This is a genomic window from Marinomonas sp. ABL3_031, from assembly GCF_056161265.1.
Window position 1 is genome coordinate 237,883 of the sequence record NZ_JBSWYU010000004.1, and the last position, 13,783, is coordinate 251,665.

Consider the following 13,783-nt stretch of genomic DNA (forward strand, 5'->3'; position numbering starts at 1 on the left):
TTTATTCTTCGAACAGTGATTAAACGGCTTCTACACCTGTTTCGCCGGTACGAATACGAACCGCTTGCTCAAGGTTAACGATAAAGATTTTACCGTCGCCGATTTTGCCGGTGTTTGCAGCGCTGCTGATGGCTTCAACCACTTGGTCGGTCATGTCGTCTGCAATGGCTAGCTCGATTTTTACTTTAGGTAGAAAGTCCACGACATACTCTGCACCACGGTACAGTTCAGTGTGACCTTTTTGACGCCCGAACCCTTTCACTTCTGTTACCGTGATACCTTGAACACCGATTTCAGAAAGCGCTTCTCGAACATCATCGAGTTTAAATGGCTTGATGATGGCAGTAATAAGCTTCATACCCACTGTCTCCTTTAAAAGTCAGTTTTATTGTCATTTCGCAGGTAGGTGTCTTTTATTCAATATGTGTGCCATATCCGAAGGAGCCCTATCTTTCTGGGCTTTGTAAGGATTTTGTCGACTTTTTGAAAGTAAAAAGAGCAGTAAATGAGTCTAATTAGTGCGGCATAATGGTGAGCGACTTCTTTTGCCTGCATTAAAATGGTGCAAGGCTTGAGCTGAGATATGAATTCACCAAGTATTAATTGGCTATCTGATTGCTAATTCAACAAAAAATGAAAAACCAAGTCAGTATGTTTTAGAGAGAATAATGCTTAATGCTTGTCAGTTTTCTGATCAATCGACATGCTCTTACGCACAGTTACGATGCATACAATGCCTCTTGTTTGCTCAGTTACTCCCGCCTTATACTTAGTACTCATGACAAATTCACCCATTAAAGTGACGATACCACAATGATTGATCAATTTATAAAGCAACTAGGCACTGGTTTGGAGCAAGCTGCGGAGACATTAGGCAAATTACCTAAGGAAGAGATTCAAGCCCAACTTCATCAGGTGGCACAGAATACTCTGAGTAAGATGGACTTAGTAACACGGGAAGAGTTCGAAGTGCAGGCGGCTATGTTGGCAAAATACCGTGAAAAACTCGCTATGTTAGAAGCTCGCTTGGCGGAACTAGAAGAAAAGTAAGGTCTTTACTTCCAACCTTGTTGCCATTGTTCAATAGAAGCAAGTTCTTGCCAAGCTACGCGATATTGGTGTTTATTGATCACAGCTTCCAACAAGCATTCGAGTATTTGGTCATTTTCGTCTCGAAATAACTCAGTCACAATAAAATGTTTTTCTTTTTGTTGAGGTGTGCGAGAGGTCCACTTGGACAGCAACAGTTTGTTTGGGTTGATCTGGTGTTTGTTCATGATGAGATAGAAATGTTGTTAACTAATAAATAAATTGAATGGAAAAGGCCGTAAAGTCAAAAGTACTTAGTTTAATTGAAATACGCACAATACGCGGAAAAGGATGATTCGGCGTACCATAATTCTTAGATCAAGGAGTGATCATGAGTTTAGCAACCATATACAGTCGTGCTCGTGTGGGCGTGATGTCTCCCTTAGTAACAGTGGAAACGCATATTTCCAATGGTTTACCCTCTCTGAGCATTGTTGGCTTACCTGAAGCGGCAGTGCGTGAAGCCAAAGACAGAGTCCGCAGCGCTATTATCAACAGTCATTTTGAATTTCCGACACGCCGGGTCACCATTAATCTCGCGCCAGCAGATTTGCCCAAAGAAGGTGGGCGTTATGATCTAGCGATTGCCATTAGTGTGTTGGTAGCCTCCGGGCAATTGGGTGAAGTGAATCTTGGAGACATAGAATTTATTGGTGAATTATCTTTATCCGGTGATATTCGAGGAATTTCTGGGCTTCTACCATCTGCCATTGCCTGTCAGCAAGCCAATCGACAACTTGTTTTGCCTGAATCGAATCAACAGGAAGCGGCCTTGGTGGAAGGTAATGTAGTGTGTGCTAAACATTTAACGCAAGTGACGGCGCATTTACTAAAACATATAAGCTTGCCATTTTGCCAAGGGCAAGCGATGAATGAATTGAAAACATCACAACATTTAAAAGACATGCGTGATGTGAAAGGTCAATATCAAGCAAGGCGAGCCTTAGAAGTCGCGGCAGCAGGTGGTCATAATTTGTTGTTCATCGGTCCAGCGGGCACAGGTAAAACCATGTTAGCCTCGCGTTTGCCAAGTATCATGCCACAAATGACCGAAGCAGAAGCCTTATCTGTAGCGTCAGTTCAGTCGGTAGCTGGGCGTAAAATGGGACGTGATTGGCATTGGTCTGAAAGACCTTTTCGCTCTCCGCATCATTCTTGCTCGGCGGTTGCTTTAGTTGGGGGCGGCTCGATTCCACAGCCTGGAGAAGTCTCTTTGGCACATTGTGGCGTGTTATTTTTAGATGAGTTGCCAGAATTCGATCGGAAGGTATTAGAGGTATTGCGAGAGCCATTAGAGAGTGGTGAAGTACATATTTCTAGAGCACGTGGCCAAGTGATGTTTCCAGCTCGATTTCAGTTGGTCGCTGCCATGAATGCTAGCAACGAAGTCTATCGTGGTGAACAAGATTATTATCAATCTGCAGCCAGTCAGAAATATTTAAAGAAATTATCCGCGCCATTTTTAGACCGTATTGATTTGCACGTTGAAGTCCCTCCTTTACCGTCGAATGTGTTGGTTAATGCTCAAGAAGAGGGCGAATCGAGTGCAGCCATTCGACAACGAGTGGAAGCCGCCGTATTACGTCAACGTAACCGCCAAGGTATGCAAAACGCCCAGTTAAGCGGACGCGAGTTAGAGCGCATTTGTAATTTGAGTGAAGCGGATAAAGACTTTATGCAGCAAGCGCTGGAGACATTAAACTTATCAGCTCGAGCCTATCATAGGGTACTAAAAGTCGCCTTAACCCTAGCCGATTTGAGTAACACAGAAGTGAGCCGCGCACACCTTATGGAATCATTAAGCTATCGTAAAATGGAAAAGACCTTAGGGAAGGTGTTATCGACTTGATTGTTTTTTAACCAGCTTGGTTTATAGTTTGCGGTAAGGGAGCGAGAGGACATCAATCATGATGAGGCTCAGCATACGATATTTGAGTTGGTTGATTACCAGCACTTCTTTGACCGTGCTGGCTGATACACGCGGCTATGATTTGGAGTTAGGACCAAATCTATCTTATATAGAGTATGGTGAACATGGCGATATTGAACAATATGGCTTTCTGTTTGGTGTGCAAGCCCGTTATTCTTCGTATCACAGTTTTTCAGTCTTGTTGGTGGATTTGGCGTATTCCGGTGACAATATTACGCAACAGAGCGCTGGCAAAATAGAGCAAGTGAATAACGACATTGTTGACTTTAGAAGTATGGTTGGTCGAGCTTTGTATGTGGATGATGGCTATCGAATAACCCCTTATTTAGGTTTGGGTTATCGACGTTCGGTATTAGATTCCAGAGATAGATTATCTTCAACGCTGATTGAAGGTTATAAAAGCCAGCAAACTTATTTTTACAACCCGATTGGCATTGAGTTTCAGGCGCTAGAGAGTGACTCGGGTTGGTTGTTGGGTGGCCGAATAGAATACGATCTTGTTTTAATAGCGCGAAATCGAACACGTTTGTCTGGCGAAGAAAACTATCGCGCTATTGAAACGGATTTATCGAATGGCCGAGGTTACCATTTTTCATTAAAATTTAAGCGTTTGTTAAACCAAGAAGGAGGTGGCTTTGTTATCGAACCCTTCTATAAATATTGGTTGGTAAAAGAGGCTGAAAGGTCTGATCTAAGTGAAAACACAGCCAATCATTCTTCCAATGAATGGGGCGTTTCCTTTCTTATTGCATTTTAAAGAAGTGCTATTTTAAAACCACTTATTTGATTACAATTCCGTTCCCCAGTTTGGTTTTCTTCCATACAGAACAATCACTTCGAGTGAGTCTTATAAACTGGTTTTTTAATAATAAACAACAGATGTGTGTCGGTATGATGCTGTCAAAATGGAGTTTGTATTATGGTTATTCTGCTATTTCCGATATGGGCGGTATTGCTTTCAGCGTGGGCGTTTTTTCAACCACATTGGTTTGTAGATTTTAAGTCGCAAATTATTCCCTTGTTGACCGTCATTATGTTAGCCATGGGACTGACATTAAGCCCGAAAGACTTTAAACAAGTATTGAAAAATGGCAAAGCAGTTGGGGTGGGCGTGTTACTGCAATTCATTGTTATGCCCATTGCTGCTTTTTGTGTGGCGTTTGCATTGGGTTTCGACAGCGACTTGACGGTTGGAATGTTGCTGGTAGGCAGTGTGGCAGGCGGTACCGCTTCGAATGTGATGTGCTATCTCGCTAAAGGGGATACGGCTTTATCGATTTCCATGACGGCTATTTCCACCTTGTTGGGTGTTGTACTGACTCCGCTTTTGGTTTCACTCATGATAGGCCAAAGTGTTAATGTGCCTGTGACGCCCATGTTGATGAGCCTTTTTAACATTGTGCTTTTGCCGGTGGCGTCAGGGGTGTTGATTAATACTTTTTTACCAAACTGGGTGCGCAAAGCGGAGCCCATATTTCCTTATGTGTCTATGTTTGCCATTGTTTTCATCATTGCCATTGTGGTGGCGTTAAGTGCTTCGAAAATTGTGCAGGTTGGTTTGATCGTGGCGGCTGCAGTAATGATCCACAATAGCATTGGCCTGTTGTTAGGTTATTGGGTGACCAAAGCCTTAGGTTTTGATGCGTGTGTTTGTCGAACCATTGCTTTTGAAGTTGGCCTGCAAAACTCCGGTTTGGCGGCGGCACTGGCAGTGAAGTTCTTTACGCCAATGGCGGCCTTGCCTGGTACTCTTTTCAGCATTTGGCACAACATCTCAGGCTCTTTGCTTGCCAGCTATTGGAGTCGTCGTCCGGTGGAAAGTGAATAATTTCACAGGTGTTTTAGGCAGTTCGTTTAAACAGAGCTGTTTCAAAAAAGAGAGTGCAATGACACTCTTTTTTTATCTCAGAAACAGAGTGACTATTTAAGTGTGACTATGTAGCTTCCTGATCAGGTCGGTTACACTATGGGTCTCTTTGTCAGTCATTTACGTTGAGTCTTTATGAGCGAGTCTTTACCTTCCATATCGCATCGCATGCGCAATCTTAATGACCGTCAACTTGACGCGGTTAAGCAGATCGATGGGCCATTGCTGGTGTTAGCTGGAGCGGGCTCGGGTAAAACCAGTGTAATTACGACGAAAATCGCTTATTTGATCCAAACCTGTGGATTCAAGGCAAGTAGCATCATTGCGGTGACCTTTACTAACAAAGCGGCACGTGAAATGAAAGAGCGCGTGGTGGGAATGTTGGCCAAAGAAGAAAGCCGAGGCCTGAGTATTTCGACTTTCCACAACCTTGGGCTGCGAATGTTACGTCGAGAATACCGTCGAGTCGGTTTAAAAGAAGGCTTTACTTTATTTGATTCACAGGATTCTTTGTCTTTGGTGAAAGAAATCTTAGACAAAGAATTCAATGGTCAAACCGACTCAGCCGCTCATTGTCAGCATACGATTTCCAATTGGAAAAATGATTTAACGACGCCACAAGAAGCCGTTACTAATGCGGATACCGAAGAGTATTTATTAGCGGCCCAAGTGTACGGACAATATCAGCGTTATCTTCGCGCATACAATGCGGTGGATTTTGATGATCTGATTTTGCTGCCAGTGAGTTTGCTTATGTCTGACGATGAACTGCGTGAGCGCTGGCAAAATAAAGTACGTTATCTTTTGGTAGATGAGTGTCAGGATACCAATGCCAGTCAATATGAGTTGATTCGCTTGCTCGCTGGCTTTCGTCGTTGTTTTACCTTGGTAGGAGACGATGATCAGTCGATTTACGCTTGGCGTGGTGCTCGTCCAGAAAACCTTGAGCGTTTGTCGGTGGATTATCCGAATCTCAAGTTAGTGAAACTGGAGCAAAATTATCGTTCCACTAAGACGATTCTAAAAGCCGCTAATACGCTGATCGCCAATAATCCACACGTTTACGATAAATCCTTATGGAGTGACTTGGGCTTAGGCGACAAAATTCGTGTCATGGTGACGCGCAATGAAGACGCGGAATCGGAGCGAGTGGCGGCAGAAATTCAATCGCGTCATTTGCGTTACGACATACCGTATCGTGATTTTGCCATCCTTTATCGAGGCAATCATCAGGCGCGTCTACTGGAAATCAAACTGCAAGCCTATCGTATTCCCTACAAGATGAATGGCGGCACTTCTTTCTTCTCGCGGGCCGAAATCAAAGACCTTATGGGTTACTTACGTCTGTTGGTGAACCCTGCGGATGACAATGCCTTTTTACGTGTCGTTAACTTGCCACGTCGTGAAATTGGGCCTGCTACATTGGAAAAAGTGGGCAATTTGGCCTCCGAACGTGGAGTCAGTCTGTTTGAAGCGTCAGGTTATAAAGCATTGGAAGAATCGGTTACCGGTCGATCCTTGAAAAGCTTGCAAGACTTTGAACGTTGGATGTCGACTCTTAGACTGAGACTGCAAGGTGCTTCGCCTGTGCCTGTCATAGAGCAAATGATTCATGACATGGATTATTACGGCTGGATTCAAGAACAAAGTGCCTCTACCAAGGCCGCGGAACGTCGCATTGAAAATGTTAGGTTTCTGCTCGATTCTATCCAACGTATGATGGAATCGGCTTGGGAAGACGACGACAGTGCTGAATTGGATCAGGCAATCAGTAAGCTTTTACTCATTGATATGTTAGAGCGACAAGAAGAAGAGGAAGACGAAGACAAGGTTCAATTGCTGACACTGCATGCGTCGAAGGGGTTGGAATATCCCCATGTATTCTTGATTGGTTGTGAAGAAGAATTATTGCCACACCGTAATAGTATTGAAAATGATGACATAGAAGAAGAGCGTCGTCTTGCTTACGTTGGCATCACCAGAGCGAAGAAAACCCTTTGCATTACTTTGGCCGCCAAACGCCGTCAGTATGGTGAAGAAATTGATTGCTTACCGAGTCGTTTTTTGGATGAACTGCCGGAGGACGATTTGGTCTGGGAAGGTCGAGGCGATGAAGGGGAAAGTGCCAAGCGTGAACGTGGACAAGCTTCTTTATCCGCACTCAAAGCCATGTTAAATGATTAACTATTGTCTATCATAAACTGAATGGCGCGCTGAATTTCTTCATCGCTACAATTTGAACACATGCCTCGTGGCGGCATGGCGTTTAATCCCTCAATGGCATTTTTTAATAAGGTTGGCATGCCTTTTTCTATTCTGGGTTGCCAATCTTGAGTGTTGCCAAGTTTTGGTGCACCAGCAACACCATGAAGGTGACAAGCGACGCAAAAGGTATTAAATACCTTGTCCCCCGTTCTTTCGGCAAATACTTGCGTGCTGGCAAAAATAGCGAACAACACCACAAATGCGGTTACAAGAAACGGGTTAAAATGATCGGAAGATCTCATTAACATCATAAGCTTTGTTGTCTCTAAATGGCTTTTCTCGTAAGGATGATGACATTATCTGTGAGTTTTACGACAAGGTAAATGTGCTGGATCATGTGTCTGCGAGGATTCTCTGATGATTTCTGTTATTAAGCACTGGAATCCTGCTGTATTTGCTTTAGAATACGCACACTCTTTTGTCATTGATCTGTCGATCATGGCTCACAATGCGCCCGTAGCTCAGCTGGATAGAGCGTCGCCCTCCGGAGGCGAAGGTCGAAGGTTCAAATCCTTTCGGGCGTGCCATTTTGACTTGTCATTTCTCTATGTGTTGTAAGTCTGCTAGATACTAGGAAAGGTGTGAATCTGTCCGTTCTATGAAAGCGTAGACTTGCGGATTTGATTAATGGCGACGATGGCGGCGCTGGTACGATTTTCTACATTCAGTTTTTTAAAAATCTGTGCCAAATGCGCATTAATGGTGTTGGGGCTAATGCTTAAGATAATGGCAATTTCAGCATTGCTTTTCCCTTTAGCTATCCAGGTTAATACTTCGGCTTCACGCACGGTGAGTTGAAAGGCTGCTTGAAGTATGGGTTGCTCTTGGGTGAGTTCTAAGTCAATGATTCTAAAAAGATGATCTTTTTTGATGTCTTGGCTCACGTAGGCCAGTTCAATGGTTTTACTGCCTTGCTTTATTTGGATGTTTTTCTCCTTGTTAAATCGTAACGTAAGAAACTCTTGTAATTCATCGCAGAGTTTTTCTTTTAACCAGTTTTCATCGATATTGGCATTATTGAGTAATTGATAGGCTTGTGGCGTGGCCCATTTGAATTCTCCTGTTTGGTTGGTGGTGATGAGGAATTGACCGGATGCATCGAGGGCCATTCTGGCGCTTTGAGTCAATCGAGCATTATTCAAGTGAGCCTTTATTCTGGCAATGAGTTCGGAACTATTTACAGGTTTTTGAACATAATCAATGCCGCCTGCGTTGAATCCTTTGATGATGCTTTCAGTATCACTCAGCCCTGTCATAAAAATGATGGGAATATGTTCTAAATTCACTTTAGATTTTAAATGGCGACAGGTATCAAAACCATTCATTCCGGGCATAATGGCATCCATGAGAATGATGTCTGGAGTAATACTTTGTGTGATGTTAAGCGCTTGTGTCCCTTCTAATGCCACCAATACCGTTAACCCTGCTTCGTCTAGGGTTTCATTGATCATGCCTAAGGAACCAGGTGAATCATCTACCACAAGAACAAGATCTTTTTTAGTGTTAGGCGTCATAGCATTTTCTCCAGGGTTTCAACAACTTTGTAAAACTGAAAATTGTTGGCTTGAGCCAAAACTTCCTGTGAGTGTGGAAATGCTTCCATGGTTTGAATTTTCTGTCTGATGGCATTGAGGTTTCCAATATTGGCAAATTGAATAAGCTGTTTTACATCCTCCTTGCAAACGTCGCTACTCTTCACTGAAAAGCCTGGTAATTTATATCCTAATGCTGGCTCTGAGGCTGGTGATTCATCGATGAAATGCCATCTAATATTGGTGGTTTGTATTATTTTACTAAAGAGTTCATTGTACCTGAGAGGTTTTAATAAATAGCCATTATGGGGATGTTTATCTAGGGGGACGTCCGTGTTGGCATTCGCTGAAATCATAATAATGGTGGATTGAGGGTATTTTTCTCGTAGCTTTTGCGCAAGCTGCCAACCATTCATGCCAGGCATAGTCACATCCAATAAGAAAAGATTGGGTGTAAAAGGACAGTGTGTCAGCATGTCTAAACATTCAATACCATTATTGGCTATAAAGACTTCAAAACCTATCGGGTTAAGTAATTCAGAGAGTAATGTGCACTGGCTAGGATCATCGTCGACAACAAACACATATTGTTTTTCCCCATCATAACCAGAGGGAGTTATTTCGGAATGGGCTTTGACCTCATGACTTTCTTCAATACTGGACAACATAAAAGAGATACTGAATTCACTGCCCTTATTTAGGGTGCTTTTTACTTGCAGGTCACCTCCCATAATATCCACTAATAAACGTGTGATGGTTAGCCCCAGTCCAGTACCTGCTATGTATGGATCATTGGGTTTTACCAGGCGTTTAAAGGGGAGAAAGATTTTATCAAGGGAAGCTTGCTCTATTCCCATACCCGTATCGATGACGCTGAAATGTATGACTTGATTCCGATAGCTAACAGAAAAGGTAACACTCCCTGCTTGGGTATATTTTATGGCATTAGATAATAAGTTGATCAGTACTTGCCGTAATCGTTTTTGGTCCGCATGGACTGTGGTGGGTAGATTGGTTAGGGGGCGGTAATGAAACTCTATGTTTTTATTTTTCGCTTGCATGCTAAACATGTTCACGAGTTGGTGAATGAGTTCTTTTAACTGCACATCATTCCTTTCTATGTGTAATGTGCCTGCTTCAATACTCGATATGTCTAATAACCCTTCAATAATATCGGCAAGGTGTTCGCTACTGTGTTTGATGGTAGTCAATGCTCCTTGTCTATTAGCAGGAATGTCCTGAGCATTTTCTAACAGCTGAGCGTATCCCATAATGGCATTTAAGGGCGATCTCAGCTCATGGCTAATACCCGTTAAGTAACGACTTTTGGCCAAGTTGGCGGCTTCTGCTAATTCTTTGGCTTTTTGCAGTGCGAGATCCGTCTTGCTATGCGCTTCTATTTCATCCTTGAGTCGTCGTGTTTGCCTCTCCGTTTCTTCAAGTGCTATCTGTCGTGAGTCTCTGGCGAGAGAGAACATCCAAGCAACGACGCCAAATATGATGAGCAAAATAAAAAACACGTTTATTAAGGCGGAAGCAATGGAAGCGTCAAATAAGGCATTATTGTATTGTTGTTTGTCTAGTACGATTTGCCCGTAAACCAGAAGTAACACACCTGCAATCACCAAGCTGTTCAGCAAAAAAAGCCATAAAAAGTGACCCATTCGAGTATTGACGAGCTTTAGCCACGAGGATGGTAAGATCTGACTAAACGCATCGATGAATTGCTCTGCAAGTCGTGACCGCGATTTGCACATGTCGCCACAACGGACATCAAGAGAGCAACACAATGAGCATATTTTTCCTGAGTAGGCAGGGCAGAAGGTCATATCTTCTTTTTCAAAATGATAGTGGCAAACACTACAGCGTAACTCTTCATGTGAATTAAATATAATTTCCGGTCTGGCTATGTAATATTTTCCTTTAGTTAGCCAAGCGAATAAAGGCGACAAAATAAATGTTATAAAGAGTGCGATAAAGGATGATAGGGCTTGTAGCTCTTCTCCCAGTAATCCTGAATGAAAGATAAAACCTATGATGGACGCGCCCAGCATGGAGCCAACTCCCACAGGATTGATGTCATATAGATGAGCGCGTTTGAATTCAATTTTATCAGGGCGTAAGCCAAGCGGTTTATTAATCATTAAATCGGCAACGATAGAACCAATCCACGAGAGGGCAACAATCGCATAGCCTCCTAAAATACCTTCCAGCACTCGATAGATACCTAGTTCCATCAGTAAAATAGCAATGATGACATTGAATACTAACCAGACAACGCGTCCCGGATGATTGTAAGTAAGACGGGAAAAGAAATTAGACCAAGCAATGGAGCCAGCATAGGCATTGGTGACATTGATTTTAAGTTGAGAGATAACGACAAAAACACCTAACAGTAACAAACTAAGCTGTTCCGATTGAGTTACATAACTAAAGGCCAGTTTGTACATCTGATTAGGATCTTCAGCGTCTTCAGTAGAAAAGCCATATTGAATACAAAGTACAGCAAGAAAAGAGCCGATAAGCAGTTTTATGGCTCCGATTATGATCCAACCTGGACCCGCTGAGATGACGGCAATCCACCAACGTTTGGTATTTGACTTCTCTTGTTTGGGTAAAAATCGTAAGAAATCTACTTGTTCGCCTATCTGCGCAATCAGTGAGAATAAAACAGAAGACGCCGCTCCAAAGGCGAGTATTGATAAGCCTGAATTAGTACTGCTGCTCACATCACTGGTTTCAAAGTTTATCCAAAGGTCAAAAGCTTCTTCATATTGCCAAGCAATGCAGACCAGAGGGAGACACTGAAGAAGTATCCATATGGGTTGGCTCCACACTTGAAAACGGCTAATAAAGGTAATGCCATGTGTCACGATGGGAATAATAATGATGCTGCTGATAATGTAACCGATTGACACTTTTAGATTTAGAGTCAATTCGAGCGCTAATGCTAAAACACTGGCTTCTAGGGCAAAAAAGATAAAGGTAAAAGAGGCATAAATAAGCGAAGCAATGGTCGATCCTATGTAGCCAAATCCGGCACCGCGAGTCAGTAGGTCAATATCTATCCCATGCTTAGCTGAATAGTAAGCGATAGGCGCCCCAGTGAGGAAAATGATGAGACTGACAACAAGAATGGCAGCGATGGCATTAGTGAAGCCGTGACTCAAGGTAATGGCGCCACCTATGGCTTCTAACACCAAGAAAGAAATGGCTCCTAGGGCGGTTAAAGCCACTTTACTGATTGACCAGTGTCGAGCAGATTTTGCGGTGAATCTGAGTGCATAATCTTCAAGGGTTTGATTGGCAACCCATTGATTATAATGCCTTCGTACTAGAGAAATATCTTGTGGAGCATTATTCATCAGTAGAACCTTTTCGTTATTAAACAAGGGTTGTTTGTAAATCAAAGGTTATCCATCACCGACTGTTTTCAGATAGGTACTGTTTTCATGATATAGGGCACACCTCTCACTATTGAGCGGGTTGCATTAGATAATCAGCAAATTCTGTGCCGCTGTTATTAGCAACCTCATAAACTTTATAAAAAACAATTAAATGAAAACACTTCCTTTTATATAGCAAACTTTAAAACCGGGTAATATAGCGTAAATTAACTAGATAGATCATGCGTTTCTCCAATGGTGAGCTCGAGTACATCGGCTCAGAATGAAATGAATTAATCAACCTAAGGAGTAATGCAATGAGCGTCTATTCGTTAGTACTACCCAAAAGCACCATTGATTTACGAAATCGTAAAGCGGTGCGTCAGTTACCTTCTTATTTCAAGAAATTATTCACCATACCAATGAGTGTCATGTTAGCGGCGCAGTTGAGCCTTGCCTCTGCAGCGGATGTGAATACCACCGGATTAGCGGTAACGGATAAGGAAGTCACAGTAGGCATACTGCATTCATTGACGGGCACCATGGCGATAAGTGAAACCGGGGCACAGCAAGCTGAGAAATTAGCGATTAAGCAGATTAATGACATGGGCGGTATTTTAGGAAGACAAATAAAAATCATCCAAGAAGATGGCGCCAGTGATTGGCCAACCTTTGCTGAAAAAAGTCGTAAGTTGTTAGTCCAAGATAAAGTGGCCGCAGTTTTTGGTGCTTGGACATCTGCATCGCGCAAAGCCATTTTGCCTGTATTTGAAAAAGAAAATGGCCTTTTGTATTACCCAACATTTTATGAAGGTTTAGAGCAATCTAAAAACGTTATTTATACCGGGCAAGAAGCAACGCAACAAATTCTGGATGGCCTGAATTGGGTAGCTAAAGAGAAAAATGCCAAAACCTTTTATTTAATCGGATCGGATTATATCTGGCCTAGAACGTCGATGAAAATTGCCCGTAAACACATTGAAAACGTGTTAGGCGGTAAAGTGGTTGGTGAGGAATATAAACCACTTGGTGATACCCAATTTGGCTCCGTGATCAATAAAATTCGTCTACGTAAACCGGATGTGATTTACGCGGCTGTCGTAGGGGGAAGTAATGTGGCTTGGTTTAAGCAACTCAAAGCAGCCGGTATTACTTCGAACAAACAAACTCTATTGACCATTTCAGTGACCGAGGATGAAGTGCTTGGTATTGGTGGTGAGAACCTAGATGGGTTTTATTCCATCATGAAGTACTTCCAAAGCTTGGATAATGCTAATAACGCTGACTTTGTTGCTGCCTTTAAGCAAATGTGGGGCGAGAACAGCGTGATAGGTGATGTTACGCAAGCCGCTTATCTTGGTCCTTGGTTATGGAAGGCCGCGGTTGAAAAAGCCGGAAGCTTTGATATCGACAAGGTGGTTGCCGCTTCAGAAACTGGCAACATTGAATTAACAACGGCCCCAGAAGGTTATGTCAAGCTTGACCCTAATCACCACTTATGGAGTAAAGCAAGAGTAGGCCAATGGCAGAAAAATGGTCAGGCTAAAGTGGTATATGAGTCCGATCTGATTAAACCTGATCCTTTCCCAGAAGGTTATCAATAGGCCCTGAATGGTTGAATTAACATTTTCTAGCAACCCCTTGGAAGTCTCGATTTCACCGGGTTGCTATGAAAATGCACGACAGTGAACGCAGCACAATCTTATCTTAAGCA

At 42.8% G+C, this 13,783-nt stretch carries 11 protein-coding genes and 1 tRNA gene; 7 read left to right on the forward strand and 5 right to left on the reverse strand.

Annotation, left to right across the window (positions count from 1 at the left end; all coding sequences use genetic code 11):
- Nucleotides 1-19: 19 nt before the first annotated feature.
- Complete coding sequence (glnK, locus tag ACXAH2_RS07195) at nt 20-358, reverse strand: P-II family nitrogen regulator (RefSeq protein ID WP_475077503.1); 339 nt, start codon at nt 356-358, stop codon at nt 20-22.
- A gap of 455 nt (nt 359-813) precedes the next feature.
- Here glnK and ACXAH2_RS07200 point away from each other — a divergent pair, with 455 nt between their 5' ends.
- Nucleotides 814-1,050 carry an accessory factor UbiK family protein gene (locus ACXAH2_RS07200; RefSeq protein ID WP_475077505.1) on the forward strand — a complete coding sequence of 79 codons (237 nt, stop codon included), beginning with the start codon at nt 814-816 and terminating at the stop codon, nt 1,048-1,050.
- A gap of 5 nt (nt 1,051-1,055) precedes the next feature.
- On the opposite strand, the gene ACXAH2_RS07205 is transcribed toward ACXAH2_RS07200, so the two are convergent.
- Nucleotides 1,056-1,277 carry a TIGR02450 family Trp-rich protein gene (locus ACXAH2_RS07205; protein ID WP_475077507.1) on the reverse strand — a complete coding sequence of 74 codons (222 nt, stop codon included), beginning with the start codon at nt 1,275-1,277 and terminating at the stop codon, nt 1,056-1,058.
- 143 nt (nt 1,278-1,420) lie between these two features.
- Between ACXAH2_RS07205 and ACXAH2_RS07210 the strand changes: the two genes are divergently transcribed.
- From ACXAH2_RS07210 to rep, 4 genes are all read left to right on the forward strand, one after another.
- Entirely contained in the window at nt 1,421-2,938 is a 1,518-nt protein-coding gene (locus ACXAH2_RS07210; RefSeq protein WP_475077509.1) for a YifB family Mg chelatase-like AAA ATPase, read from the forward strand.
- A gap of 58 nt (nt 2,939-2,996) precedes the next feature.
- Complete coding sequence (locus ACXAH2_RS07215; protein ID WP_475077510.1) at nt 2,997-3,776, forward strand: hypothetical protein; 780 nt, start codon at nt 2,997-2,999, stop codon at nt 3,774-3,776.
- 162 nt (nt 3,777-3,938) lie between these two features.
- Nucleotides 3,939-4,847, forward strand: a complete 909-nt coding sequence (locus ACXAH2_RS07220) for a bile acid:sodium symporter family protein (RefSeq protein ID WP_475077512.1) — start codon at nt 3,939-3,941, stop codon at nt 4,845-4,847.
- A gap of 174 nt (nt 4,848-5,021) precedes the next feature.
- Nucleotides 5,022-7,070: a DNA helicase Rep gene (gene rep, locus ACXAH2_RS07225; protein WP_475077514.1), complete on the forward strand. Its 2,049-nt coding sequence runs from the start codon at nt 5,022-5,024 to the stop codon at nt 7,068-7,070.
- On the opposite strand, the gene ACXAH2_RS07230 is transcribed toward rep, so the two are convergent.
- Nucleotides 7,067-7,402, reverse strand: a complete 336-nt coding sequence (locus ACXAH2_RS07230; protein ID WP_475077516.1) for a c-type cytochrome — start codon at nt 7,400-7,402, stop codon at nt 7,067-7,069. The two genes, rep and ACXAH2_RS07230, sit on opposite strands and share 4 nt — an antisense overlap.
- A 199-nt stretch (nt 7,403-7,601) precedes the next feature.
- Between ACXAH2_RS07230 and ACXAH2_RS07235 the strand changes: the two genes are divergently transcribed.
- Nucleotides 7,602-7,678: transfer RNA gene (locus ACXAH2_RS07235), tRNA-Arg, on the forward strand.
- 69 nt (nt 7,679-7,747) lie between these two features.
- Here ACXAH2_RS07235 and ACXAH2_RS07240 read toward each other — a convergent pair.
- Both ACXAH2_RS07240 and ACXAH2_RS07245 read right to left on the reverse strand, forming a co-directional pair.
- On the reverse strand, nt 7,748-8,665 hold the full coding sequence (locus tag ACXAH2_RS07240) for a response regulator (protein WP_475077518.1): 918 nt from the start codon (nt 8,663-8,665) through the stop codon (nt 7,748-7,750).
- Nucleotides 8,662-12,048, reverse strand: a complete 3,387-nt coding sequence (locus tag ACXAH2_RS07245; protein ID WP_475077520.1) for a hybrid sensor histidine kinase/response regulator — start codon at nt 12,046-12,048, stop codon at nt 8,662-8,664. Before ACXAH2_RS07245 ends, ACXAH2_RS07240 begins: the two co-directional genes overlap by 4 nt.
- Before the next feature lie 338 nt (nt 12,049-12,386).
- Here ACXAH2_RS07245 and urtA point away from each other — a divergent pair, with 338 nt between their 5' ends.
- The gene (gene urtA / locus ACXAH2_RS07250; protein WP_475077522.1) at nt 12,387-13,673 is read left to right on the forward strand and encodes an urea ABC transporter substrate-binding protein; all 1,287 of its coding nucleotides are present in this window, start codon (nt 12,387-12,389) and stop codon (nt 13,671-13,673) included.
- Nucleotides 13,674-13,783 lie beyond the last annotated feature (110 nt).